This window comes from Bordetella genomosp. 2, from assembly GCF_002261345.1.
Lineage (GTDB): Bacteria > Pseudomonadota > Gammaproteobacteria > Burkholderiales > Burkholderiaceae_B > Bordetella_A.
This window is the reverse complement of the sequence record NZ_NEVT01000008.1, coordinates 473,483-498,580: the sequence shown is the minus strand read 5'-3', so window position 1 is coordinate 498,580 and position 25,098 is coordinate 473,483. Positions and strand designations below refer to the sequence as shown.

Annotated in this window: 25 protein-coding genes and 1 pseudogene; 14 read left to right on the top strand and 12 right to left on the bottom strand. The window is 69.3% G+C overall.

The window, feature by feature from the left end:
* The first annotated feature begins 26 nt into the window (after positions 1–26).
* Together rsmI and CAL24_RS21315 are read left to right on the top strand one after the other, a co-directional pair.
* Positions 27–935, top strand: a complete 909-nt coding sequence (gene rsmI, locus CAL24_RS21320; protein ID WP_094807835.1) for a 16S rRNA (cytidine(1402)-2'-O)-methyltransferase — start codon at positions 27–29, stop codon at positions 933–935.
* Positions 932–1,495, top strand: a complete 564-nt coding sequence (locus tag CAL24_RS21315) for a methylated-DNA--[protein]-cysteine S-methyltransferase (protein ID WP_028355001.1) — start codon at positions 932–934, stop codon at positions 1,493–1,495. The genes rsmI and CAL24_RS21315 overlap by 4 nt, the downstream gene beginning before the upstream one ends.
* Before the next feature lies 1 nt (position 1,496).
* On the opposite strand, the gene CAL24_RS21310 is transcribed toward CAL24_RS21315, so the two are convergent.
* Both CAL24_RS21310 and rapZ read right to left on the bottom strand, forming a co-directional pair.
* Entirely contained in the window at positions 1,497–2,441 is a 945-nt protein-coding gene (locus tag CAL24_RS21310; RefSeq protein ID WP_094807834.1) for a septal ring lytic transglycosylase RlpA family protein, read from the bottom strand.
* Complete coding sequence (rapZ, locus tag CAL24_RS21305) at positions 2,438–3,310, bottom strand: RNase adapter RapZ (RefSeq protein ID WP_028354999.1); 873 nt, start codon at positions 3,308–3,310, stop codon at positions 2,438–2,440. The genes CAL24_RS21310 and rapZ overlap by 4 nt, the downstream gene beginning before the upstream one ends.
* A 150-nt stretch (positions 3,311–3,460) precedes the next feature.
* Between rapZ and CAL24_RS21300 the strand changes: the two are divergent.
* Both CAL24_RS21300 and CAL24_RS21295 read left to right on the top strand, forming a co-directional pair.
* A pseudogene (locus CAL24_RS21300) lies at positions 3,461–4,202 on the top strand (c-type cytochrome).
* Between the two features lie 10 nt (positions 4,203–4,212).
* The gene (locus tag CAL24_RS21295; protein ID WP_094807833.1) at positions 4,213–5,493 is read left to right on the top strand and encodes a c-type cytochrome; all 1,281 of its coding nucleotides are present in this window, start codon (positions 4,213–4,215) and stop codon (positions 5,491–5,493) included.
* Between the two features lie 40 nt (positions 5,494–5,533).
* Here the strand turns inward: CAL24_RS21295 and hprK are convergent, their stop codons facing one another.
* The 8 genes from hprK to CAL24_RS21255 all read right to left on the bottom strand — a co-directional run bounded on the left by hprK (position 5,534) and on the right by CAL24_RS21255 (position 11,418).
* Positions 5,534–6,460, bottom strand: a complete 927-nt coding sequence (gene hprK, locus CAL24_RS21290; protein ID WP_028354996.1) for an HPr(Ser) kinase/phosphatase — start codon at positions 6,458–6,460, stop codon at positions 5,534–5,536.
* Between the two features lie 19 nt (positions 6,461–6,479).
* A complete protein-coding gene (locus CAL24_RS21285; RefSeq protein WP_028354995.1) occupies positions 6,480–6,935 on the bottom strand; it encodes a PTS sugar transporter subunit IIA in 456 nt (151 codons plus the stop codon).
* A 236-nt stretch (positions 6,936–7,171) separates the two neighbouring features.
* Positions 7,172–7,510, bottom strand: coding sequence for a ribosome hibernation-promoting factor, HPF/YfiA family (gene hpf, locus CAL24_RS21280; RefSeq protein ID WP_028354994.1), 339 nt, complete (start codon positions 7,508–7,510; stop codon positions 7,172–7,174).
* Positions 7,511–7,763: 253 nt separating this feature from the next.
* Positions 7,764–8,549 (bottom strand): LPS export ABC transporter ATP-binding protein, encoded by a 786-nt coding sequence (lptB, locus tag CAL24_RS21275; protein ID WP_028354993.1) that lies wholly within the window; start codon positions 8,547–8,549, stop codon positions 7,764–7,766.
* Between the two features lie 32 nt (positions 8,550–8,581).
* Entirely contained in the window at positions 8,582–9,196 is a 615-nt protein-coding gene (gene lptA, locus CAL24_RS21270) for a lipopolysaccharide transport periplasmic protein LptA (protein ID WP_094807831.1), read from the bottom strand.
* Positions 9,193–9,810: an LPS export ABC transporter periplasmic protein LptC gene (gene lptC / locus CAL24_RS21265; protein ID WP_094807830.1), complete on the bottom strand. Its 618-nt coding sequence runs from the start codon at positions 9,808–9,810 to the stop codon at positions 9,193–9,195. Before lptC ends, lptA begins: the two co-directional genes overlap by 4 nt.
* A gap of 13 nt (positions 9,811–9,823) precedes the next feature.
* Positions 9,824–10,432 carry a KdsC family phosphatase gene (locus CAL24_RS21260; protein WP_028354990.1) on the bottom strand — a complete coding sequence of 203 codons (609 nt, stop codon included), beginning with the start codon at positions 10,430–10,432 and terminating at the stop codon, positions 9,824–9,826.
* Entirely contained in the window at positions 10,429–11,418 is a 990-nt protein-coding gene (locus CAL24_RS21255; protein ID WP_028354989.1) for a KpsF/GutQ family sugar-phosphate isomerase, read from the bottom strand. Before CAL24_RS21255 ends, CAL24_RS21260 begins: the two co-directional genes overlap by 4 nt.
* A gap of 104 nt (positions 11,419–11,522) precedes the next feature.
* Here CAL24_RS21255 and purT point away from each other — a divergent pair, with 104 nt between their 5' ends.
* The 8 genes from purT (at position 11,523) to CAL24_RS21215 (ending at position 20,443) form a co-directional block, all read left to right on the top strand.
* Positions 11,523–12,737, top strand: a complete 1,215-nt coding sequence (gene purT, locus CAL24_RS21250; RefSeq protein ID WP_028354988.1) for a formate-dependent phosphoribosylglycinamide formyltransferase — start codon at positions 11,523–11,525, stop codon at positions 12,735–12,737.
* 135 nt (positions 12,738–12,872) lie between these two features.
* Positions 12,873–13,418 carry a GbsR/MarR family transcriptional regulator gene (locus CAL24_RS21245; RefSeq protein ID WP_028354987.1) on the top strand — a complete coding sequence of 182 codons (546 nt, stop codon included), beginning with the start codon at positions 12,873–12,875 and terminating at the stop codon, positions 13,416–13,418.
* A 126-nt stretch (positions 13,419–13,544) separates the two neighbouring features.
* Positions 13,545–15,122 carry a cytochrome ubiquinol oxidase subunit I gene (locus CAL24_RS21240; protein ID WP_028354986.1) on the top strand — a complete coding sequence of 526 codons (1,578 nt, stop codon included), beginning with the start codon at positions 13,545–13,547 and terminating at the stop codon, positions 15,120–15,122.
* Between the two features lie 15 nt (positions 15,123–15,137).
* A complete protein-coding gene (gene cydB, locus CAL24_RS21235; protein WP_094807829.1) occupies positions 15,138–16,292 on the top strand; it encodes a cytochrome d ubiquinol oxidase subunit II in 1,155 nt (384 codons plus the stop codon).
* Positions 16,293–16,301: 9 nt separating this feature from the next.
* Positions 16,302–16,427 carry a cytochrome bd-I oxidase subunit CydX gene (gene cydX, locus CAL24_RS21230; protein ID WP_094807828.1) on the top strand — a complete coding sequence of 42 codons (126 nt, stop codon included), beginning with the start codon at positions 16,302–16,304 and terminating at the stop codon, positions 16,425–16,427.
* Positions 16,424–18,163 carry a thiol reductant ABC exporter subunit CydD gene (cydD, locus tag CAL24_RS21225; RefSeq protein ID WP_094807827.1) on the top strand — a complete coding sequence of 580 codons (1,740 nt, stop codon included), beginning with the start codon at positions 16,424–16,426 and terminating at the stop codon, positions 18,161–18,163. The genes cydX and cydD overlap by 4 nt, the downstream gene beginning before the upstream one ends.
* The gene (gene cydC, locus CAL24_RS21220) at positions 18,160–19,842 is read left to right on the top strand and encodes a thiol reductant ABC exporter subunit CydC (RefSeq protein WP_094807826.1); all 1,683 of its coding nucleotides are present in this window, start codon (positions 18,160–18,162) and stop codon (positions 19,840–19,842) included. The genes cydD and cydC overlap by 4 nt, the downstream gene beginning before the upstream one ends.
* Positions 19,843–19,894: 52 nt before the next feature.
* Entirely contained in the window at positions 19,895–20,443 is a 549-nt protein-coding gene (locus CAL24_RS21215; RefSeq protein ID WP_094807825.1) for an adenine phosphoribosyltransferase, read from the top strand.
* A gap of 9 nt (positions 20,444–20,452) precedes the next feature.
* On the opposite strand, the gene CAL24_RS21210 is transcribed toward CAL24_RS21215, so the two are convergent.
* Positions 20,453–21,370, bottom strand: a complete 918-nt coding sequence (locus tag CAL24_RS21210; RefSeq protein ID WP_028354980.1) for a LysR family transcriptional regulator — start codon at positions 21,368–21,370, stop codon at positions 20,453–20,455.
* Positions 21,371–21,602: 232 nt separating this feature from the next.
* Here CAL24_RS21210 and CAL24_RS21205 point away from each other — a divergent pair, with 232 nt between their 5' ends.
* Together CAL24_RS21205 and CAL24_RS21200 are read left to right on the top strand one after the other, a co-directional pair.
* The gene (locus CAL24_RS21205) at positions 21,603–21,929 is read left to right on the top strand and encodes a DUF4148 domain-containing protein (protein WP_094807881.1); all 327 of its coding nucleotides are present in this window, start codon (positions 21,603–21,605) and stop codon (positions 21,927–21,929) included.
* Between the two features lie 318 nt (positions 21,930–22,247).
* On the top strand, positions 22,248–23,315 hold the full coding sequence (locus tag CAL24_RS21200) for a porin (RefSeq protein WP_094807824.1): 1,068 nt from the start codon (positions 22,248–22,250) through the stop codon (positions 23,313–23,315).
* 170 nt (positions 23,316–23,485) lie between these two features.
* Here the strand turns inward: CAL24_RS21200 and ilvA are convergent, their stop codons facing one another.
* Positions 23,486–24,994 carry a threonine ammonia-lyase, biosynthetic gene (gene ilvA, locus CAL24_RS21195; RefSeq protein WP_028354977.1) on the bottom strand — a complete coding sequence of 503 codons (1,509 nt, stop codon included), beginning with the start codon at positions 24,992–24,994 and terminating at the stop codon, positions 23,486–23,488.
* Between the last annotated feature and the right edge of the window lie 104 nt (positions 24,995–25,098).

Genomic DNA, 25,098 nt, shown 5'->3' with positions numbered 1-25,098 from the left:
AGTTTCACCCGTAGCCGCCACCGTCAATGAATCAGAATGTCCCGCTTGCACCCGCCGGCGACGCCTGGACCCGCATGGCCGAGCGCGTGGCCGGCCAGCATTGGCCCGAGGCCGCGCTGTATGTCGTGGCCACTCCCATCGGCAACCTGGGCGACCTCGGCCTGCGCGCCTGGCAGGCCCTGGCCCGCGCCGACGTGATCGCGGCCGAGGACACCCGCTCCAGCCGCAGCCTGCTCGATGCCTGGGGCATCGCCACGCCGCTGATGGCGGCGCATCGCCACAACGAGGCCGCCGCCGCGCAACAGATCTGCCAGCGGCTGGCGCAGGGGCAGCGGGTCGCGCTGGTGTCCGACGCCGGCGCGCCGGCGGTCAGCGATCCCGGCGCCCGCGTGGTGCGCGCCGTGCGCGAGGCGGGCTATGCGGTGGTGCCGGTGCCGGGGCCGAGCGCCGTCATCACGGCCCTGATGGGCAGCGGCGTCACCTCCGACGAGAACCCGGCCTACGCGTTCGCCGGCTTCGCGCCGTCCAAATCAGCGGCGCGCCAGCGCTGGCTGCGTTCCTGGTGCGCGCTGGCGGCGCCCGTGGTGATGTTCGAGTCGCCGCACCGGCTGGCCGCGACCCTGGCCGACCTGCTCGAGGTCTGCGGCCCGCAGCGCAGCCTGACCGTGGCGCGCGAACTCACCAAGCGCTTCGAGCAGATCGCCACCATGCCGCTGTCGCGGGCCGCGCAATGGCTGGCGGACGACCCGCACCGCGAGCAGGGGGAATTCGTGCTGATCGTCCATGCCGCCGACGACCCGGCCACCGGCGCGCTGCTCGACGCGCTGCTCGAAAGCCTGTCGGTGCGCGACGCGGCGCGGGTGGCCGCGAAAGTCACCGGGCAGCCCCGCGATGTCCTCTATGCCCTGGCGCTGGCGCGGCGCCCCGCATCATGAAGCCGCCGGCCGCCACCGAGGCCGTGGCCTATCTCGATACCGATACGCCGTTGGGGCCGCTGCGGCTGGCCGCCAGCGACACCGCCCTGCGCGGCGCATGGTTCCTGGACCAGGACGACCTGCCCGCGCCGTCGCCGGCCTGGCGCCTGGCGCCGTCGCATGCGGTGCTGTGCCAGGCGCGCGCCGAACTGGCCGAATGGTTCGCCGGCCGGCGGCGCGAGTTCGAGGTGGCGCTGGAACCGCTCGGCACGCCGTTCCAGCAGGCGGTGTGGCAAGCCTTGCTGGCCCTGCCGTTCGGCGCGACCTGCAGCTACGGCGAACTGGCCTCGGCCATCGGCAAGCCCAAGGCCGTACGGGCGGCGGCCCAGGCGATCGGCCGCAACCCCATTTCCATCATCATTCCGTGCCACCGGGTGATCGGCCGCGACACTTCGCTGACCGGGTTCGGCGGCGGGCTGCCGCGCAAGCAGGCCCTGCTGGCGCACGAGGGGCACCGCTACCTGGGCCGTCACGCGCGCACGCGCCGGGTCGACAGCGGCCAGGCCGAACTGCCCTGGTAGGTCAGGGGCCGACGACGTTGGGCAGGATGCCGATGCGATCGGCCACCTGGCCGACGGCGTCCAGCGCGCTGGCCCGGTCGGCATAGGGGCCGATCTTGACGCGGTACAGGCTGCCGGTCTGCTGCACCGTGGCCGGCGGGTCGCCGGCGGCGGGGCCGAGTTGCTGGTTGACCCGGCTCAGCAGCGATTGCGCATTGGCCGGCTCGCTGAAGGCGCCGACCTGCAAGTACACCTGGCCGGGCGCGGCCGCCGGGGCCGGCGTCGCGGGGCCCAGCTCGGTCATGGTCAGCCCCGCCGGCTCGGGCGGCAGGCCGGACGGGCTGGCCGACGCGAGCACCGTGGGGGACGGCGCGGTGTCGGTCATGGTCTGGCGGTCGGCCTGCGCCAGGCGGATTTCCTCCGGCAGGATGCGTTCGACCACGACCTCGCCCTTGCCGGGCTTGATGATGCCCAGCTTGCGCGCCGCCGCATACGACAGGTCCATGATGCGGTTGCTGTGGAACGGGCCGCGGTCGTTCACCCGCACGATCACGGTTTTGCCGTTGATCGTGCTGGTGACCCGCGCGTAGCTGGGCAGCGGCATGGTCGGGTGCGCCGCCGTCATCTCGTACATGTCGTAGACCTCGCCGATGGCGGTGCGCTTGCCATGGAACTTCTTGCCGTACCAGGAGGCGATGCCGCGCTCCTTGTAGGGCTGCTCGCCGTCGTCGGGCACATAGCGCTTGCCGAACACCGTATAGGGCCGGTTGGCGCCGCTGGCCAGCGGTTCGAGGCGCGGGATGGCATCCGGCAGGTTCTCCAGGCCGGCCGGCGGATTGGCGTCGGGGCCGTCGTCCTGGTAGTAGCCGCCGCCGGCGGTCTGGCGGGGCTTGGGCGAAGAGCAGCCCGCGACCGCCAGGGCCAGGCTTATCAGCAGGAGCGTGAATAGTTGTCGGGATCTCGTCATGCGGGTTCGTCGGGCAATTGCGTGCGATGCCGCACCAGCAGGGGGGTGTGGTCGGAGAAGCGGCGCGCCAGCTGCTCCACCACATACACAGAGCGGTGCTGGCCGCCGGTGCAACCGATGGCAACGGTCAGGTAATTGCGCGTATCTTGCGTGTATTGCGGGAGCCAGCGGCCCAGGTAGCCAGCGATATCGTCGATCATCTGGCCGACGATGTCGAAGCTGGCCAGCCAGTTCGCCACCGGTTCGTCGCGGCCGGTCAAGGGCCGCAGGTTGCGATCATAGTAGGGGTTGGGCAGGCAGCGTACGTCGAAGACCAGGTCGGCATCGCTGGGCACGCCGCGCTTGTAGGCGAATGACTCGAAGGTCAGCACCAGCGGCGGCCGGTCGGCCTGGATCAGGCCGCGGATCCAGGCGCGCAGCTGGCCCGGCGTCAGGTCGGAGGTGTCGATGACATGTTCCTGCTCGCGCAGGGGGGCCAGCAGGTCGCGCTCCAGCGCGATACAGTCCAGCAGCGACGGCGACGTGCCGCCGCGCGCCAGGCGGTCGGTCAGGGGATGGCGGCGGCGCGATTCGGAATAGCGCTGGACCAGCGTGTTCGTGTTGGCGTCCAGGAACACGACGCGCAGCGACGTGCCCATGGCGCGCAGTGCGGTGATCACCCCGGGCAGTTCGGCCAGTTCGCCCGGCGAGCGCACGTCGATGGCGATGGCTATCCGCTCCAGCCCGTCGTCGCGTGCGCCGGCGATGACTTCGCTGAGAAAGCGGACCGGCAGGTTGTCGATGCAGGTGTAGCTGGCGTCTTCCAGCATGCGCAGCGCGACCGACTTGCCCGAGCCGGAAATACCGGTGATGAGGACGACTTTCAACATGGCCTTGATTGTTGCACGATTTTGCCGTCGTGATACCCGCTTGATACGGCCCGATATAGCATTACACCGCCATTGGCCTGTAACATGGGCGGGCTCCTCTTCCCGCTCCCCGCCAGGCGCGGCCTTCTTCTGCATCGATGTTGTCCAGGAATGTCAGCATTTTCACTTTTCTCCCGTATTGCGGGCCGGGCCGCGCTGGCCGCCGCGGCGGGAATGGCGGCACTGGCCGCCGGGCCCGCCGGGGCGCAACAGGCCGAGTCCCTGCGCCCGGACACCATGCAGGCGCGCGTGGCCGCCTGTACCGCCTGCCACGGCGACCAGGGTAAAGCAGGGACGGATGGCTACTATCCGCGGCTGGCCGGCAAGCCGCGCGACTATCTCTACCACCAGTTGCTGAATTTCCGCGACGGGCGGCGCCAATACCGTCCCATGGCCCATTTGCTGGACGGCCTGCCCGACGACTACCTGCGCGAGATGGCGGCCTACTTCGCCGACCAGCACGTCCCGTATCCGCCGCCGGCGGCGCCGGGCGTCTCGGCCGCCGTCCTGGAGCAAGGCCGGCTGCTGGCCACCCAGGGCGACCCGCAGCGCGGGCTGCCGGCCTGTGCCGCCTGCCATGGGGCGGCGTTCAGCGGGCTGGCCCCCGCCATTCCCGGCCTGCTGGGCCTGCCGCGCGACTACATCGCCGCGCAGATCGGCGGCTGGAAGAACGGCCTGCGCCGGGCGGCGGAGCCGGACTGCATGGCCGCCATCGCCGACCAGCTCACCCCCCCAGGACATCGGCGCCCTGTCGGCATGGCTGGCGTCGCGCCCCATCGTCGAGCCCTACCAGCCCGACCCGGCCGGGTCGGCGGACCTGCCGGTCGAGTGCGGCAGCCAGGCCGGGCACTAAGGGGGGCGGCATGAAACTCATCAAACAACTCCTGCTGGTCCTGGTGCTCGCCGTGGCGGCGGGCATCTCCGTCCTGTACTGGGTGGGCACTCGCGAAGACGACGCCGATGGCGCCGCCGCCGTCCAGGCCGACGCCGGCCAACTCGTCGAACGCGGCCGCTACCTGGCCCGGCTGGGCAATTGCGCGGCCTGCCATACGGCCCGCGGCGGCCAGGCCTATGCCGGCGGCACGCCCATCCCGACCCCGTTCGGCACCCTGTACGGGCCGAACATCACGCCAGACCGGCAGACCGGCATCGGCACCTGGAGCGCCGACGATTTCTGGCGCGCGCTGCACAACGGCAAATCGCGCGACGGCAGCCTGCTGTATCCCGCGTTTCCATATACCGAGTACACCCGCATTACCCGGGCCGATGCCGATGCCCTCTACGCCTTCCTGCGCACCGTCGAACCGGTCGAGCGGGCCAATCGCCCGCATGACCTGGCGTTCCCCTACGACCAGCGCTGGCTGCTGGCGGTCTGGCGGGCGCTGTACTTCCGCCCCGGCGTCCAGCAGGACCAGCCCGACCAGCCGGCGCAGTGGAACCGCGGCCGCTATCTGGTGCAGGGCCTCGGCCACTGCGCGGCCTGCCATGCGCCGCGCAACCGCCTGGGCGCCAGCGTCGGGGCCGAGCGCCTGGGCGGCGCCCTGATCGCCGGGCTGGACTGGTACGCCCCGCCGCTGGACGGCGATCCGCTTACCGGGCTGGGGCGCTGGAGCGAGCAGGACATCGCGACCCTGCTGCAGACCGGCATGGCGCGCCATTCGAGCGCCGCCGGGCCGATGGCCGAAGTGGTGCTCGGCAGCACGCAATACCTGACCGACGCCGACGCCCTGGCAATCGGCGCCTACCTGAAGTCCTTGCCCGCCGCCGAGACGAAGCCCGTGCCGGGGCGCCCGGCCGGCGCCGCCCTGATGCAGCGCGGCGGCCAGCTGTACGAGCAGCATTGCGTGCAATGCCACCAGGCCGACGGCTCCGGCAGCGGCCAGGCGTGGCCGGCGCTGGCGGGCAACCCGACCGTCACCGCGCCGTCGCCCGTCAACACGATCCGCGTGGTGCTGGACGGCGGCTACGCCCCCGCCACGGCGGCCAACCCGCGTCCGCACGGCATGCCGCCGTTCGGCCCGTTGCTGGGCGATGCCGACGTGGCGGCGCTGGTGTCGTATGTGCGGTCCAGCTGGGGCAATGGCGCGGGCTCGGTCACCGCGTTCGACGTCAAGCGCGTGCGCAGCGCCGCGACGCTCGACTAGGGCCGGCCCGCCCTGGGCAGAGCCCCGCCCGATGGCGGGGCTATTTGCTGCTCTGCAGGATCGCCATGGCCTGGCGTTCCATGAACTCGCCCAGGGTGTCGATGCCGCGCAGCTTCAGGATGGTATTGCGCACGGCCGCCTCGACCAGCACGGCGAGATTGCGGCCGGCCGCGACCTGCAGCATCACCTTGCGCACCGGCAGGCCGAGCATGTCCTGGGTGATGTCCTGTAGGGGCAGGCGCTCGAATTTGTCCTGCGCGGTGGCGCGCACCAGGTGGACGATCAGTTTCAGGCGCATTTTGCGGCGCACCGAGGTCTCGCCGAAAATGGTGCGGATGTCCAGCAGCCCCAGCCCGCGCACTTCGAGCATGTTCTGCAACAGCGGCGGGCAGTGTCCTTCGATCATGCTGGGCGCGGTGCGCGAGAATTCCACCGCGTCGTCGGCCACCAGGCCATGCCCGCGCGAGATCAGTTCCAGCGCCAGTTCGCTCTTGCCCAGCCCTGACTCGCCGGTGATCAGCACCCCCAGGCCGAGCACGTCCATGAAGACGCCGTGCACGGTGGTGGTGGGCGCCAGCTTCTTGCCCAGGTAGATGCGCAACAGGTCGATGAGCTGGGCCGCCGCCACCGGGGTGGACAGCAGCGGCACCTGGTGCTGTTCGCACTGGTCGATCAGGTCCTGCGGCGGGGTGAGGCCGTCGGCCAGCAGGATGGCCGGCACGCCGCCGATCAGCAGCTCGTCCATGTGGTGCGTGCGGCGGCGCAGGTCGAAGCGGCTGTAATAGGCCAGTTCCTCCTGGCCGAACACCTGGATGCGCGAGGGGTGGATGAGGTTCAGGTGGCCGACCAGGTCGGCGGCCGCCATGCCGTCGTCGCGGATCGCCCGGTCGGCGGCGCCGTGGCCGGCGATCCAGTTGAAGGGGATTTTGTCGGCGTTGTCGTCGACCAGTTCCTGCACGGTAAGCATGGCAGCGACTCCGCGGAGGTCAGCGTTGGCCCGTGGTGAGCATCCGGTGGACTTCGGCCGGATCGGATTCGGTGGCCAGGCCTTCGCGCAACGCCTTGTTGGACATGAGCTGCGCCAGTTCGGCCAGGATATCCAGGTGCTGCTGGGTGGCGGTCTCGGGCACCAGCAGGCACATCAGCATGGTGACCGGCTGGCCGTCGGGGGCGTCGAACGCGACGGGCTGCGCCAGCCGGATGAACGCGGCCAGGGGCTGCTCCAGCCCCTTGACGCGGCCGTGCGGCACCGCCACGCCCTGGCCGAGCGCGGTCGAGCCGAGGCGCTCACGGGCGAACAGGCTGTCGAACACGACGGTCCGGGCCAGGCCATGATGGTTTTCGAAAAGTAGCCCGGCCTGCTCGAACGCCCGTTTCTTGCTGGTGGCGTTCATGTCGAGCACGATGTTGCCGGCGGGTAGGATGCGCGACAAATGATTCATGCGGGTCATTATATGGTTATATGCCGCAGTGCAAAAACGCACGGCGGCGGCGAGCCTTGTGAACGCGACAGCATAGTCGGTTCCGGACGCTAATGGGAGGGGGGAGTGTCTAGCCGATGCCCCGACGGGATGGGTACTGCATCCTGCGGGACACCGGGGTCGGATGATCCACCGGTGGGATCGTGGGTTTCAAGCTCGGGCGCATGCTCGGCGCGAGCGAAAGGTGAGGCGCGGGACTACGGATTCTGCTGCGCGATGGCAGCGGCTTGTCGCTTCACCGACTCGGCTGAATGGCTTTGCACCTTGTCTTTGTGCTTGAGGACCTGGCGATCGATCTTGTCGGCCAGCAGGTCGATGGCTGCGTAGAGGTTTTCGTCCACTGCCTCGCAGTGGATGTCCTTGCCGCGCAGTCTCATGGTGATTTCGGCTTTGTGCCGCAGGGGCTCTACTGAGAGCATGACCTGGGTATCGATCACGTGATCGAAATGCCGCAGCACTCGCGCCAGTTTATTCATGACATATTCCCGGATGGCCGGGGTGACGTCGAGGTGACGACCGCAGATGCTCAGGTTCATAGTGCGCTCTCCTTCCTTGAAAAAGAGAAATGGGTGCGCGAATCGCGCGAGGGATTTTGTAAAAGGGTCTCCTGTAGAAAGGGTGAAAAGAGGCTTTGCGCCGCCGCGGAAAACGGCGGCGTTCAGTACTAGTGTATAGACTCTGGCGGGTAAAACAAGTTGCGCCGGGACAAGCGCAAGCGTCCTCCCAGGGCGGCCGTGGGCAGGGGTTTTCCCGGGGCGGGAGGGGGCTTGCCGCGCGGGCGCGGCTGGGTTACATGCGGAAGTGTTCGCCCAGGTAGACGCGCCGGACGGCCGGGTCGCCGACGATCTCGTCGGGCTGGCCGTCGGTCAGCACCTTGCCTTCGCTGATGATGTAGGCGCGGTCGCAGATGCCGAGGGTTTCGCGCACGTTGTGGTCGGTGATCAGCACGCCGATGCCGCGTCCCTTGAGGAAGCGCACGATGCGCTGGATTTCGATCACGGCGATCGGGTCCACCCCGGCGAACGGCTCGTCCAGCAGGATGAAGCGCGGCCGCGTGGCCAGCGCGCGGGCGATTTCCACGCGGCGGCGCTCGCCGCCGGACAGCGAAATGGCGGCGTTGCCGCGGATGTGGCCGATCTGCAGTTCGTCCAGCAGCGCCTCGAGCTGTTCCTTGATCTGGGGTTCCGACAAGGTCTTGCCGTCGGCGTCGATCTGCAGTTCGAGCACGGCGCGGATGTTCTGCTCGACGGTCAGGCGCCGGAATACCGAGGCGTCCTGCGGCAGGTACGACAGGCCCATGCGCGCCCGCTTGTGGATGGGCATGGCGGTGATCGGGGCGTCGTCGATCTCGATGCGGCCCGCATCGGCGGGCACGAGGCCGACGATCATGTAGAAGCTGGTGGTCTTGCCGGCCCCGTTGGGGCCCAGCAGCCCCACGACCTCGCCGCTGACGACCGACAGCGAAACATCCTGCACGACCGTGCGGCCGTTGTAGATCTTGCGCAGGCCGGTGGCGCGCAGGCTGCCCTGCTTGACGCCCGGGGCGGGGGAAGATGGCTTGGAAGTCTGGGTCATCGTGGATGCGTTCGGATTAGGCGAGGGGGCGGTCAGCTGCCTTGCTTGGCGCCCTTGCCGCCCCTGGCGCGGCATTCGGCGATGGCGGCGTCGGCCTTGGCGCGCGGCTCGGCCAGCGATCGCACGCGGCCGCCGGGCGCCGACGAATTGGGGCCGCCCTGGGCCTGGTAGACGCCGGTTTTCTCGTTATAGCGCACCCGTTCGCCCCGGATGGTGTCGAACGGCTTGCCGCAGATGTAGCGGGTGACGACCGCCTGCCCGATCAGGTCGAACTGGCTCTTGGTGCCGTCGTACTCGGCGCGCAGGCCCTTGCCCTCGATGACTTCGTACGTCTCGGGGCGTTCCTGGCGAATGGTGACGATCTTGCCTTTCTCGGCGGTGGCGGTGCCGTACTGGTTGCCGGCTGCGTCTTCATGGACTTCCAGCCGGTCGGCGGTCAGTTTCATGAGGCCGCGCGTCAGCACCACATTGCCGGTGAAGATGCTCTGCCGCTTCACGTCGTCGTAGTGCAGCGTGTCGGACAGGATCAGCGTGCTCGGCTCTTCGGCGGGCGCGTTCTGTTGCTGCGCCTGCGCGCACATGGCCGCGCCCAGCAGCAGGGCGCCGATTAGCCGCGTCGAGGCGAGAAGGGGGCGGGAATGGATCATGGTCGATTCTGGGTTGATTCGCGCGACTGGCGCTGGCGTGTTTCGGAGCCGTCGATCTTGACGTCGGTGGAGGCCGACACCTGGAGTTGCCGGGTCTTGTTGTTGTAGTGCATGCCGGTGCCGCTCATGCGCGAACGGCCCTTCACGACCACGGCCGGCAGGTCGGTGTAGACCACGTCCTCGTCGGGCAGGATGATGAGCTGCTCGCTGCGCACGTCGAGCGCGTCGTTGTTGGCGTCGGGCTGGCGGTGCACATGCGCCTCGCCGTTCATGATGATGCGCTTGCCGTCGCGCTCCATGATGGCGGTCTTGGAGGTGCCGACCGTGACCGGGTTCTCGGCCTGCTGGCCGATCGCGCGCGGCGCCGTCACGTGGTAGGAATCGTCGTCGGGAAAATGCTGGACATAGTCGCCTTCGAGGCGGTTGATCGGCTTGCCCGTGGGGTCGGTGCGCAGCATGACGAAATCCCGCCCCCAGGAATCCATTTCGTGGGTCAGGCGGCGCGGCGGGTCGACCGGTATGGCGCGCTGCGCGTAGTCGGCGGCCCACCAGGTGCCGGCGACGAGCGCGATCAGCAGGAACAGCGCGATCAGGGAGGGGAGACGTTCTTTCATGCCGTGGCGGCGGTTACTGGATGGCGCCGGGGCCCAGCAGGCCCGGCGCCATCATGAAGGCGCCCAGCCGGCCTTGCGCGGCCAGGAGCAGGTCGCAGCATTCGCGGACCGCGCCGCTGCCGCCCGGCTGCGACGCGACCCAGTGCGCAGCCTGGGCGATATAGCCCGGCGCATTGGCGACGCTGGCGGCGAAGCCGGCGCGCTGCATGGCGGGCAGGTCGATGATGTCGTCGCCCATGTAGCCGGTCTGTGTCAGTTCGACGCCATTGCGCTGGGCGAGTTCCGCCAGCGCGGCGGCCTTGTCGCGCACGCCCTGGTGGACTTCGGCGATGCCCAGTTCGGCGGCGCGGCGGTCCACGATGGGGCCCGAGCGGCCGGTGACCAGGGCGACCTTCAGGCCGCCCTCGATCAGCAGGCGCAGGCCGTGGCCGTCCAGCGCGTGGAAGCGCTTGAACAGTTCGCCGTTTTCGCCGTAATACAGGCTGCCGTCGGTGAGCACGCCGTCGACGTCGAAGACCATCAGACGCACGGCGGCGGCGCGCTCGCGCACGGCCGGCGCGATGCGGGCCAGCACCAGGGCTTCGGCGGGATGGGTGGCGGAGGGGGAGGTTGTCATGGTCATACCACCTTGGCGGCCATCAGGTCGTGCATGTGCAGGGCGCCCAGCAGCGAACCGTCGGCATCCAGCACCAGCATCTGGCTGAGCCGCTGTTCGTCCATCTGGCGGGCCGCTTCGACGGCCAGGGCATCCGGCCCGATGCTGCGCGGCATGCGCGTCATGCCCTGGGCCACCGTCAGGTTGCGGATGTCGCCATGGCGCTCGATCAGCCGGCGCAGGTCGCCGTCGGTGAAGATGCCCGCCGGCTTGCCGGCGGCGTCGAGCACGATGGTCATGCCCATGCCCTTGGCCGACATCTCTTCCAGCGCAGGGAACAGGGGGGAATCCTGGGCCACCGTGGGCAGCGCCGCGCCCTTGCGCATGACGTCGCGCACGTGGGTCAGCAGCCGGCGTCCCAGCGTGCCGCCCGGGTGCGAGCGGGCGAAGTCCTCGGGGCCGAAGCCGCGCGCTTCCAGGCAGGCCACGGCCAGCGCGTCGCCCAGCGCCAGCGCGGCGGTAGTGCTGGCAGTGGGCGCCAGGTTGAGCGGGCAGGCCTCCTGCGCCACGCTGGTGTCCAGGTGCAGGTCGGCCAGCCGCGCCAGCTCGGAAGACGGGTTGCCGGTCATGGCGATCAGGCCGGCGCCCATGCGGCGCGCCACCGGCAGGATCGTCAGCAATTCCTGGCCGGAGCCGGAATGCGAGATCGCGATCAGCACGTCGTCGCGGGTGATCATGCCCAGGTCGCCATGGATGGCCTCGGCGGCATGCACGAAGAACGCCGGCGTGCCGGTCGAGGCGAAGGTGGCGGCGATCTTGCGGGCGATGTGGCCGGTCTTGCCGATGCCGCTGACGACCACGCGGCCGCGGCAGGCCAGCAGCATGTCGACCACGCGCGAGAAACCGTCGTCCAGCCGGGCCGACAGGTCGTGGATGGCTTGCGCCTCGACCTGCAGGGTGCGGCGCGCCGAGTCGAGGGCGGCTTCGGACGAAGAATGGGGATGCTCAGTCATGGCGGGATTTTAATCGTAGTATGGCAGGTTGCTGGCGCCGGGGGGGCTATGGCATGCTGGCGGCGCAATTTCCGGTTTCAACTCTTTTTCCAGGCCGTCACATCATGTCTTCGTTTCCCGCGCCCGTGCTGGGCACGCCCCTGTCCGCCTCGGCTACCCGCGTCATGCTGCTGGGCGCCGGCGAACTCGGCAAGGAGGTCATCATTGCCTTGCAGCGGCTGGGGGCCGAGGTCGTGGCGGTCGACCGCTACGCCGACGCGCCCGGCCACCAGGTGGCGCATCGCGCGCACGTCATCCCCATGACCGACGCGCCGGCCCTGCGCCGCATCATCGAGCAGGAGCGCCCCGCCGTGGTCGTGCCCGAGATCGAGGCCATCGCCACGGATGTCCTGGTCGAGCTCGAGGCGGCCGGCGCGGTGCGCGTCACCCCGACCGCGCGCGCCGCCCAGCTGACCATGAACCGCGAGGGCATCCGCCGCCTGGCCGCCGAGACCCTGCAACTGCCGGTCTCGCCGTACCGTTTCGTCGACAGCGAGGCCGAGCTGCGCCAGGCCATCGACGGCGGCATCGGCTACCCGTGCGTGGTCAAGCCGGTCATGTCGTCCTCCGGCAAGGGGCAGTCGGTCATCCACGGGCCCGATGACATCGCCGGCGCGTGGCGCTATTCCCAGGAAGGCGGCCGGGTGGGCGCGGGCCGCATCATCGTCGAGGGCTTCATCCGCTTCGACTACGAGATCACCCTGCTCACGGTGCGCGCGCGGGGGGCCGACGGCACGGTGCACACCCACTTCTGCGACCCGATCGGCCACCGCCAGGTCGACGGCGACTACGTCGAGAGCTGGCAGCCGCATCCCATGCGCCCCGCGGCGCTCGAGCGCGCGCGCGAGATCGCCCGCGCCATCACCACCGAGCTCGGCGGGCTGGGCGTATTCGGGGTGGAGCTGTTCGTGGCGGGCGACCAGGTCTGGTTCTCGGAGGTCAGCCCGCGCCCGCACGATACCGGCATGGTCACGATGATCAGCCAGGTCCAGAGCGAATTCGAGTTGCACGCCCGCGCCCTGCTGGGCCTGCCGGTCGACACCTCGCTGCGCCAGCCTGGCGCCAGCGCCGTCATCTACGGCGGGGTGGATGCGCGCGGGGTGTCGTTCCACCACGTGGCCGAGGCCCTGGCCGAGCCCGGCACGGACATCCGGCTGTTCGGCAAGCCGGAATCCTACGTGAAGCGCCGCATGGGCGTAGCCCTGGCGGTGGCGGCCGACGTGGACGCGGCCCGCGAAAAAGCCGGGCGCGTCGCTGCCACGGTAGCCGTGCGCACATAAAACGCAGGCGGGCCAGTCGTGCCCGCCTAGCTTTCCCGCCTGGACGCTGCTTTGCCAATTCGCAACGAGCTTGCATTCTCTTTCTGTTGGTTCGATAATTTCAGGAATTACTGAAATCGAAGTAACAGAATTTTTATGACGCTCAGCCCCCAGACCGAACGCTTCGTCCTGCATTTTGGCGAAATGGGCAGCCGGTGGGGGGTCAACCGCACCGTGGGGCAGATCTACGCCCTGCTGTTCCTGTCGCCGCAGCCGCTGCACGCGGACGACATCGCCGAAGCCCTGGGTTTTTCCCGTTCCAACGTCAGCATGGGGCTCAAGGAGCTGCAGTCGTGGCGCCTGGTCAAGCTGGTGCACCAGGTGGGCGACCGGCGCGACTATTTCGAGTCGCCCAAGGATGTCTGGGAAATCTTCCGCATCCTCATGGAAGAAAAGCGCAAGCGCGAAATCGACCCCACGCTCACTCTGTTGCGCGACACGCTGCTCGCGCCGCCCGCCGGCGCCTCCGAGGCCTATGCCCAGCAGCGCATGCGCGAAATGCTCGAGCTCATCGAATTGTCCACGGGCTGGTTCGACGAAGTGCACCGCCTGCCGCCCGAGACGCTGCAAAGCCTGATGAAACTGGGCACCAAGGTTCAAAAAGTGTTGGATTTTGCCGGCAAGCTGCGGGGCCGGGAATGACACCGCGGCACAAATCGAGGAGTATCCCCATGAACTTGCCGCGGCGTCCCGCATCGCGGGCCTGCTGTCGTATCGACCTCGGCATGTGCGTGCCTTCGTGGTTTGCTGTCTGCTAGGGAGCTGTCCATGATCGATCTCGACGTCGTCAATCTGTCGCGCTTCCAGTTCGCCGCGACAGCCATGTACCACTTCATCTTCGTGCCGCTCACGCTGGGCCTGTCCTTCATACTGGCCATCATGGAAAGCGTGTACGTCATGACCGGCCGCGACATCTGGCGCCGCATGACCATGTTCTGGGGCACGCTGTTCGGCATCAACTTCGCGCTGGGCGTGGCCACCGGCGTGGTGATGGAATTCCAGTTCGGCATGAACTGGTCGTACTACAGCCACTACGTCGGCGACGTCTTCGGCGCGCCCCTGGCGCTGGAAGGCCTGATGGCCTTCTTTCTGGAAGCCACCTTTGTCGGCCTGTTCTTCTTCGGCTGGAACCGCCTGTCCAAGGTCGGCCACCTCATCGTGACCTGGCTGGTCGCGTTCGGCACCAACTTCTCGGCGCTGTGGATCCTGATCGCCAACGGCTGGATGCAGAACCCGGTGGGCGCGGTGTTCAACCCCGACACCATGCGCATGGAGATGACCGATTTCGCCGCGGTCATCTTCAACCCCGTGGCGCAGGCCAAGTTCGTGCATACGGTCAGCGCCGGCTATGTGGCCGGCGCCATGTTCGTCATGTCGATCAGCGCCTGGTACCTGCTGCGGCGGCGCCACGTCGACCTGGCCAAGCGCTCCATGGCGGTGGCCGCCAGCTTCGGGCTGGCCTCGGCGCTGTCCGTAGTGGTGCTGGGCGACGAAAGCGGCTACCTGACCACCGAGCACCAGAAGATGAAGATCGCGGCCATGGAGGCCATGTGGCATACCGAGCCCGCGCCGGCCAGCTTCAACCTGTTCGCCATTCCCAACCAGGCCGAGCGCAAGAACGACTTCGCGATCGAGATTCCCTACGTCATGGGCATCATCGGCACGCGCTCGCTCACCACGCCGCTGCTGGGCATCGACGACCTGGTCAAGCGCGCCGAGTTCCGCATCCGCGAGGGCCTGCAGGCCTACGCGGCAATGGAGCGCATCCGCGCCAACCCCAATGACACCGAAGCCCGCATGACGCTCGACCGGCTGTGGCCCGACCTGGGCTATGCGCTGCTGGTCAAGCGCCACCAGCCGGACCTCTCCAAGGTCACCGAGGCCGATATCCAGCAGGCGGCGCTCGACACCATCCCGAACGTGGCGCCGCTGTTCTGGGCCTTCCGCATCATGGTCGCGGTGGGGCTGTACCTGATCCTGTTCTTCGGCGTGGCCTTCTGGCTCGCCTCGCGCGGCAGGCTCGACAGCCGGCCGGCCCTGCTCAAGGTGGCGCTCTGGAGCCTGCCCTTGCCATGGGTCGCCATCGAGTCCGGCTGGTTCGTGGCGGAGTACGGCCGCCAGCCGTGGGTGATCGAGGGCGTGCTGCCCACCTACTACGCGGCCTCGGGCCTCTCCATGAGCGACCTGCTGATCAGCCTGACTATCTTCCTGGTGCTGTACACGGTGTTGCTGGTCATCGGCGTGAAGGTCATGCTGCACGCCATCAAGGCCGGCCCGAAGCCGGACAAGCCCGTCTCTGCCGGGGCGTCGGCCGACCCCGCCATCGCGGCCATCGACGCCGCCTGACCACGGAGCTCGCAAATGGACAGTCTCATTCCTTTCGACTACGCGACCTTGCGGGTCATCTGGTGGGTATTGCTGGGCCTGCTGCTGATCGGTTTCGCGGTCATGGACGGCTTCGACCTGGGCGTGGCGGCGCTGCTGCCCGTGGTGGCGCGCACCGACATCGAGCGGCGCGTGGTGATCAACGTGGTGGGCCCCGTCTGGGAAGGCAACCAGGTCTGGCTCATCACCGCGGGGGGCGCCATCTTCGCGGCCTGGCCGCTGCTGTATGCGGCCTCGTTCTCGGGCTTCTACCTGGCCATGATGCTGGCCCTGGTGGCGCTGATCGTGCGGCCGGTGGGATTCAAGTACCGCAGCAAGATGGAAGGCACGCGCTGGCGCCAGACCTGGGACAACGTCCTGTGCGCGTCGGGCGTGGTGACTTCGCTGGTGTTCGGCGTGGCAATGGGCAACCTGGTCGTCGGCGTGCCGTTCGGTTTCGACGGCGCCATGCTGCGGCCGGTGTACCACGGCCACTTCTACCAGTTGTTCAGCCCGTTCGCGCTGCTGGCCGGCCTGCTGAGCCTGGCCATGCTGGTCATGCACGGCGCCATCGTGCTGGCCTGGCGCACCGACGGCGCCGTCGCCGAGCGCGCGCGGCAGGCCGGCCGTGTCGCCGCCATCCTGACCGCGGCGCTGTTCGTGGCGGGCGGGGTCTGGGTGGCCGGCGGCATCGATGGCCATGTCCTGAGCGGCCCGGCCAACGCCATGGCGGCCTCCGACCCGCTGCTCAAGGCGGTGACGGCGCAGCCCGGCGGCTGGATGGCCAATTTCGAGAAATGGCCGCTGGCCTGGATCGCGCCCGCGCTGGGCGTGGGCGGCGCGCTGCTGGTGGCGCTGCTCTTGACGCTGCGGGCCAACTGGCTGGCGTTCATCGTGTCGTCGCTGGCCATCGCCGGCGTCATCCTCACGGTCGGGCTGGCGCTGTTCCCGTTCCTGATGCCGTCCTCGACCGACCCGCGTTTCGGCCTGACCGTCTGGGACGCCTCGTCCAGCCGGCTGACGCTGTGGATCATGCTGCTGGCCGTGCTGTTCTTCCTGCCCATCATCACCGTGTACACCGCATGGGTCTATCGCGTGATGCGCGGCAAGGTCACGCAGGAATCGGTGGGCGGCACGCCCAATTCTTACTAGGAGCCGCTCATGTGGTATTTCTCGTGGATTCTCGGCTTGAGCCTGGCCTGCGCGTTCGCCATCCTGAATGCCATGTGGTTCGAACTGCGCGAAGGCGCTGAACACGACCCGGCCAAGCCCTCCGGCGACGCGTGAGCGGTATCGCGGGCCTGGAGCGCGACCCCGCCGCGTCGCGCCCGTCGTCGCCCGAACACGCGCGCTGGCTGGCGGCGCAGGCGCGCACCGTGCGCGGGCCGCTCGGCCTGGCCGCGGCGGCGCCCCTGGCCGGCGGCGTGTTGTTGCTGCTGCAGGCCTGGTGGCTGGCGCGCCTGCTCGACGCCGCCATTGCGGGACAGGCGCCGCGCGCCGAACTGGCCGGCGCCATCGGCGTGATCGCCGGGCTGATGCTGGCCCGCGCCGGGCTGGCCTGGCTGGCCGAGCGCGCCAGCGCGCGCGCCGCCGAGCGCATCAAGCAGTCGGTCCGGCTGGCCCTGTTCGAGCGCCTGCTCGCGCAGGGTCCCGCCTGGTCGCGCACGCGCGTTTCGGGTGAGCTGGCCAGCGCAGTGGTCGACCAGGTCGATGCGCTCGACGGTTTTTTCTCCCGCTACCTGCCGGCCGTGATCGCGGCGGCGGTACTGCCGCCGGCGTTTGCCGTGGCGTTGCTGCCATTCGACCTGGTGGCGGGGGTGCTGCTGCTGGTCACCGCGCCGCTGATCCCGCTGTTCATGGCGTTGGTGGGGTGGGGCGCCGAGGCGGCCAGCCGCCGCCATTTGCGCGCCTTCGCCCGGCTGTCGGGCTTTTTCGCCGACCGGCTGCGCGGCCTGGTCACCCTGAAACTGTATGGCCGCGCCGAGGCCGAGGGGCAGGCCGTGGCCGCGGCCAGCGAGGCCCTGCGGCGGCGCACGATGGCCGTGCTGCGCATCGCCTTCCTGTCATCGGCCGTGCTCGAGTTTTTCGCGGCGCTCGGCGTGGCGGGTATCGCCGTGTATTTCGGCCTTACCTACCTGGGGTTTCTCGACCTGCGCGCTACGCCGCTGACCCTGCAGACCGGGTTCTTCTGCCTGCTGATGGCGCCGGAAGTCTATGCGCCGCTGCGCCAGTTCGCCGCCCATTACCACGACCGGGCCGCCGCCCGCGCGGCGGTGGCGCAGATCGCCCAGGTCTTCGACGGGCTGCCCGAGGCGGCCGCGCCGCGCCAGCCGTCCCAGGCGCCCGTGCCGGCCGGGTCCGGGGCGGCCGCGTTGCAGGCGCGCGGCCTGACCGTGCCGGTCGCCGGACGGCCCGTCCCGGTGCTCGACGCAGCGCGGCTCGACCTGCCGGCTGGCGCCCATATGGCGCTGATGGGCGCCAGCGGCGCGGGCAAGACCACGTTGCTCGAAGCCTTGTGCCGGCTGCGGCCCTGCGCCGGCGAGATCCGTATCGACGGCCGGCCGCTGGCGGACTGGGACGAGGCGGCATTGCGCGCCCGCGTGGCCCTGATCGGGCAGCGGCCTTACCTGTTCGCCGGCAGCATTGCCGCCAACATCCGCCTGGGGCGCCCCGATGCCACCGATGGACAAGTGCGCGAGGCCGCCCGCCGCGCCCATGTGCTGGCCTTCACGCAGGCCATGCCGGCCGGACTGCAGACGCAGTTGGGCGAGGGCGGCCACGGCCTGTCCGGCGGGCAGATGCAGCGGGTCGCCCTGGCGCGGCTGTTCCTGCGCGACCCTGGGCTGATCCTGCTGGACGAGCCCACGGCCCACCTGGACGATGTCACCCAGGTGCAGGTGCTGGACGAAATCCTGTCCTTTGCCCGCGGCCGCACCTTGCTGCTGGCAACCCATGCGCCCGCCGTGGCGGCGCGCCTGCCGCGCGTCGTGCGCCTGGCGCGCGGCACGCTGGAGCCCGCATGAGGTCGCTGCGCCTGCTGCTGCCGCTGTATCGCCGCCGCTGGCGCGGCCTGCTGGCGGCCCTCGCGCTGGCCTTGCTTACCATCGCCGCCGGCGTCGGCCTGCTGGGCGTATCGGGCTGGTTCCTCAGCGCCGCCGCGCTGGCCGGCGCCGGCACGGCATTCAATCTCTTCGTGCCGTCGGCCCTGGTGCGACTGCTGTCGTTCGTGCGCATCGCCTCGCGCTATGCCGAGCGGCTGGTCGGCCATGCCGCCACGCTGCGCCTGCTGACCGACCTGCGCACGCGGGTGTTCGACGCCCTGGTGCGCCTGACGCCGCGGCAACTGGCGCGGTATCGCGGCGGCGACCTGGTGGCCCGGCTGACCGGCGATGTCGATGCGCTGGACACGGTCTTCCTCCATGTACTGGCGCCCGTTGCGACCGCCGCCGCCGCCGGCGCATTGCTGGCCGGCGTGCTCGGGTACCGGCTGCCCGTCGCGGGCGCGATCCTCGCGCTGGCCATGGGCATCGTCACCCTGGCGATCCCGGCCTGGCTGGCCCTGGCCGCGCGCCGGCCGGGCCGTGCCGCCCAGGAAAGCCTGGCCGCCCTGCGCGCCGCCACCCTGGAAGCCGTGCAAGGCCACGCCGACCTGGTCGTCCTGCATGCCGCCGGCCAGGCTCGCGCGCGCTTCGCCGGCCAGTGCGCCGCGGCGGCCCGGGCGCGCGACGCGCAGGCCCGCACGGCCGCGGCCGGCCTGTGGCTGTTGCAGGTCGCCGCCGGCGGTTGTGTGGTGGCGGTCCTGTGGTTCGGGCTCGACGCGCTGGCGCGCGGCGAGCTCGGCGGCCCGCTGCTGGCCGGCCTGCTGCTGGCCGTGCTCGGCCTGTTCGAGGTGGCCGGGCCGCTGATGCGCGGCGCCGCGCGGCTGGGCGGCGCGGTGGCCGCCGCCGGGCGCATCGGGGCGGTCATGCAACAGTCGCCCGACCAGCGCGACCCCGCCGCGCCGCAAGCCTTGCCGATCAGCGGGGCGGTCGAGTTCCAGCAGGTCCATTTCGCTTATCCGGCCGCCGACGGGCAGGCCGGGCCGGCGGTGCTCGACGGGATCGATCTGCGCATCGCCCCGGGGGAACGCGTCGCGATCATCGGCCCCAGCGGGGCCGGCAAGTCCACGCTGTTGCAGCTCCTGTTGCGGCTCGAAGACCCCCGATCCGGTCGAGTGAGCTTCGGCGGCGTGGACGTGCGCCACGCCGCCCAGGCCGAACTGCATCGGCGCGTGGCATGGCTGAGCCAGGATGCGCCGGTTTTCCTCGGCACGCTGCGCACCAACCTGCTGATCGGCGCGCCCGGCGCCGCCGATGCCGCCTTGTGGTCGGCCCTGGACGCGGCGCGCCTGGGCGAATTCGTGCGCAGCCTGCCGGACGGGCTGGATACCTGGGTCGGCGAGACGGGCGCCAGCTTGTCGGCCGGCCAGGCGCGCCGCCTGTGCCTGGCGCGCGCCCTGTTGTCGCCTGCGCCGGTCCTGGCCCTGGACGAGCCGACCGCGGGCCTGGACATGGCCACGCAGGAGGCGTTCTTCCGCGACCTGGCCGGCGCGGCGCGCGGCCGCACCGTGATCCTGGTCACGCACGCCAGCCTGCCGCCCGGCACGGTGGACCGCTGCCTGCGGTTGCGCGGCGGCCGCCTGGCGGCCGCCGATCTGGCCTAACATCGGCCACACGGTTATAGTTCGCCTTGCTTCATTTTTCCGGGGCGTTCCCATGCAGACCGACACCGCCGAACTCATCCGGCGCACCATCCGCAGCGTCCCCGATTGGCCCCGGCCCGGCGTGATCTTCCGCGACATCACTCCGCTGCTGCAGGATCCGCGCACCTTCCGCGTCCTGATCGACCTGTTCGTCTACCGCTACATGCGCCAGCGCCTCGACCTGGTGGCCGGCGTGGACGCGCGCGGCTTCATCATCGGCAGCGTGCTGGCCTACGAACTGAACCTCGGCTTCGTGCCGGTGCGCAAGCAGGGCAAGCTGCCGTTTCGCACCGTGGCCGAGGAATACACCCTCGAATACGGCAATTCTTCCGTCGAAATGCACACCGATTCGGTGCGCACTGGCCAGCGCGTGCTGCTGGTCGACGACCTGATCGCCACCGGCGGCACCATGCTGGCCGCCATCAAGCTGCTGCAGCGCCTGGGCGCCAATGTGGTCGAGGCCGCCGCCATCATCGACCTGCCCGAGCTGGGCGGCTCCGGCAAGGTGGCCGCCACCGGCACGCCGCTGTTCACGGTCTGCAGCTACGACAGCGCGGAATAGGCCGGCCGTTCAGGCGGCTTCGGCCATTGCCCAGGAAGCGGGCTCGCTGAGCCGCGGCTGGATGAAGTCCAGGAAAGCGCGCGTCTTGGCGGGAATGGCGCGCGACGGCAGCAAGGCAAACAGCGGCACCGGCGTCAGCGTCCAGTCGGGCAGCACCGGCACCAGGCCCTTGTTGCGGATCGGCTGGCCGATGGTGTCGAACACCAGCAGCGGCGCGATGCCCAGCCCCTGGCTAGCCAGGCGCGACAGCATGCCGATGTTGTTGGCCGCCAGCCGGCCCGACACCGCGACGCGTTCGACCTTTTCGCCCGAATGCAGCACCCAGTACGAAAACGCTTCGCTCATGGCCGGCCGCAGGCATTCGTGATGGCCCAGGTCGGCCGGCGCGCGCGGTTCGCCATGCAAGGCCAGGTACTGCGGCGAGGCGTACAGGCGGTGTTGCATCAGGACGATCTGGCGGGCCACCAGGCTGGAGTCCGGCTGCTTGCCGAACCGCAGCACCAGGTCGTACGGATTGCTGATGGGATCGATGTGCTGCATGTTCAGGTCGAAATCGCATTCGATGTCCGGGTGCAGCGTGCGGAATTCGCGGATCACCGCCGGCAGGAACAACTGGGCCAGGCTCGACGGCATGGAGATGCGCAGCCGGCCCTTGGGCTGCGCCGCCATGTCCAGCAGCTGGTCGTGCGCCACGCGGGCTTCTTCCACGATGGGGCGGCACCGCTCGAAGTACACCAGCCCGGCCTCGGTCAGCTCGATGCGGCGCGTGCTGCGGTTCAGCAGCTTCATGCCGATGCTCTGTTCAAGCTCGCTGACCCGCCGCGACAGCGTCGAGGCGGGAATATTCAGGGCTTCAGCGGCGTGGCTGAAATTCTTGCGCTTGGCGACTTCGACGAACAGCGCGATGTCGTTGAGCTGGATATCCATGGTGCTCTTCAGGTTCAATGCCTGGCGAAAACATATCCCATCACGATGGACAATGCGTTTGTCGAAAATGGAACAATCGGCGCCGTCGCGGCGGGCGAACAGCCGTGGCATGACCTTGCGCAATGGGCGCGCCGGGCCGCGGCACCGTAACGATACCAATACTGGAAGGCAGGGGCGGCGGTATCATGAGGCCCGTCGCCGCTTGGTCGGCGCGATCAGCACGGTGACCCGCATGTCCGCCAAGCCCCCCGGCAAGACCCGCGCCCAGGTGCGCGCCGAACTGGCCGCCGCCCGCGCGGCCGGCCAGATCCCCTCCGGCGACCTCGACTACCCGCCACCGGCGCCCGCCGCCTCGTACAAGACCCGCGCCCAGGTGCGCGCGGAACTCGCCCGCGCCCGCGCCGCCGGCGAGATGAGCTCCGGCGACCTCGACTACCCGCCGGAACGGCCGCCCGCCACGCGCAAGACCCGCGCGCAGGTGCGGGCCGAGCTGGAGGCCGCCAAGGCCGCCGGCGAAGTCAGCTTCGGCGACCTGGACTACCCATCCGAACCGCGCTGAGGCGCCTCGCCCCGTCGCGGCCCGCGCCTGCGCGGCCGTCAATGTTGCTGAAATGCAACGTGGGCAGGGGCGCGCTCCTGCCTGTTTGACATGAATCCGGCGCTGGCGGCCGCGCTTCCAGGACGTCGTTTCCCTGGGACGGAAGGCGGTATCCCCCCAACGTAGGACGCATTAACTGCGCTTTTGGTTATCAGCTCGCCAAATCTGCGGTTAATCCTTCTTGCAGTTGGAAAGATACTTTTACGCAACATGCGGCGCGTGGCTCCTCGCGAGCCGGCCCCGCATGGCCTTCCTGTCACCTTGCTTTAGGGAATCATCATGAAGAAAACGCTACTGGCCGTCGCCCTGGCCGCGGGCTTCGCGGGCGCGGCCCAGGCGGAGACCTCCGTTACCCTGTACGGCCTGATCGACGCGGGTCTGGGCTACAACCGCATCAAGCTGCACGATGCCAAGCAAAGCCGCTTTGGCGCCGTCGACGGCGTGAACAGCGGCTCGCGCTTCGGCCTGCGCGGCACCGAGGACCTGGGTGACGGCCTGAAGGCGGTCTTCCAACTGGAAGGCGGCTTCTCGCCGAATACCGGCAACCACGCCCAGAACAACCGCATGTTCGGGCGCCAGGCCACCATCGGCCTGGAAAGCGATGCCTGGGGCCGCCTCGACTTCGGCCGCCAGACCAACCTGGCCTCGAAGTACTTCACCCCCATCGATCCGTTCGGCCTGAGCTATGAAACGGCCAACCTGGGCACGGCCTTCGGTTCGGCCAACACCATGCGCCTGGACAACATGGTCATGTACCAGACCCCGTCGTTCTCGGGCCTGCAGCTGGGCGTCGCCTATTCGTTCAACGCCAGCGGCGAGGGCAATTTCCGCACCAGCGACAACAACCGCGTCATCACCGTCGGCGCGCAGTACGCCAACGGCCCGCTGACCGTGGCCCTGTCCTACGATCGCATGAACCCGGAAAGCAGCATCGATACCGATGCCAGGATCCAGCAGTACAACATCGGCGCGGCCTACGACTTCGAGGTCGTCAAGGTCTCGGCCGCCTTCGGCCAGACGCGCGACGGCTGGTTCGTGAGCACCGACGCGCGCGGCTTGCCGGTGCCCGACTTCGTCCTGGCGGACGGCTCGCGGGTCAATTCGTACATGCTGGGCGCCACCGTGCCCCTGGGCGCGCACAAGGTATTCGCTTCCTGGCAGCGCGCCGATCCCAAGGACGACCACCTGGGCGACGACGCCTCGATGGACGTCTACAGCCTGGGCTACACGTATGACCTGAGCAAGCGCACCAACCTGTACGCGTATGTCTCGTACGCGGACGACTACCTGTTCGTGCAAGACCTGCGCAGCACTGCCGTTGCGTTCGGTCTGCGTCACCGGTTCTAAGCGCATGCCGCGTCCGGCGCGGGTTGCCGAATGCACGGGTTTTCCGCTGCCCGTCGAGTGACAACTGACCCCGCGAAGGTTTGCGCCGGACGTGTCTGTGCCTAGAAAGGAAGGGCCTCTTCGAGGCCCTTCCGCTTTTTTGGGCGGCTGCCAGGGCGACCGCCCGGCGGCTACAGGAACAGCCGGTACGCGGGGTTGTCGGTTTCGTTCCAGTGCGGGTAGCCCAGTTCGGCCAGGAAGGTCTTGAATAGCTTCTTGTCCGAGGGCGGCACCTGGATGCCCACCAGGATGCGGCCGTAGTCGGCGCCCTGGTTGCGGTAGTGGAACAGGCTGATGTTCCAGTCCGGGTTCATGGCGTTCAGGAAGCGCATCAGCGCGCCGGGGCGCTCGGGGAACTCGAAGCGGTACAGCAGTTCGTGGCTGGCCAGCGCCGAACGCCCGCCCACCATGTGGCGCAGGTGGGTCTTGGCCATTTCGTCGTGGGTCAGGTCGAGCGTATCGAAGCCATGGCGACGGAAGTTGGCCGCGATCTTGTCGGATTCGGCCGGCGAATTGACCTGCACGCCGACGAACACATGGGCCCGCTCGGCGTCGGATATGCGGTAATTGAACTCGGTGACGCTGCGGTGGCCGACCAGTTCGCAGAAGCGGCGGAAGCTGCCGCGCTGTTCCGGCATGGTGACGGCGAACACGGCTTCCCGCATTTCGCCGACCTCGGCGCGCTCGGCCACGAAGCGCAGGCGGTCGAAGTTCATGTTGGCGCCGCACGCGATGGCCACCAGGGTCTTGCCCTTGAGCTTGTGTTCGGCCGCGTACTGCTTGGCGGCGGCCACCGCCATGGCGCCGGCCGGTTCCAGCACGCTGCGGGTGTCGGTGAAGACGTCCTTGATGGCGGCGCAGATGGCGTCGGTGTCGACCACCACGAAATCGTCCACGTATTGCCGCGTCAGGCGGAAGGTCTCGGCGCCTACCATCTTGACCGCCGTGCCGTCGGAGAACAGGCCCACGTCGCTGAGCTGGACCCGGCGTCCGGCCCGCACGCTGCGCAGCATGGCGTCGGAATCCTCGGTCTGCACGCCGATGATCTTGATCTCGGGCCGCAGTTGCTTGACGTAGGCGGCCACGCCGGCGATCAGGCCGCCGCCGCCGATGGCCACGAAAATGGCGTCGATCGGGCCCGGGTGCTGGCGCAGGATCTCCATGCCCACGGTGCCCTGGCCGGCGATGACATCGGGGTCGTCGAACGGGTGGACGAACGTCAGTTTTTCTTTCTTTTCGAGCTTCTGGGCGTGCGCATAGGCGTCCGAGAAGCTTTCGCCGGCCAGCACGACCTCGCCGCCGAGGCGGCGTACGGCGTCGACCTTGACCTGGGGGCTGGTGGTGGGCATGACGATGACGGCGCGGCAGCCCAGCCGGCTGGCCGCCAGGGCCACGCCCTGGGCGTGATTGCCCGCCGAAGCGGCGATGACGCCGCGCGCGCGGGCCGCCGGCGCCAGGTTGGCCATCTTGTTGTAGGCGCCGCGCAGCTTGAAGCTGAACACCGCCTGGGTATCTTCACGCTTGAGCAGCACCGTGTTCGAAATTCGCTGCGACAGCAGGGGAGCGGCTTCGAGCGGAGATTCGACGGCGACGTCGTAGACCTTGGAGGTCAGGATGCGTTTCAGATAATCGGCGGACATGATGGCGCAAAACAGCCGGGGTGAGGGAAAAAAGGCGTGGGGCAGAATATCACACGGGTCTGCCGGGCCGCTTGGGCATTTCCGGGTTTCCGGGCAGGCGAGCG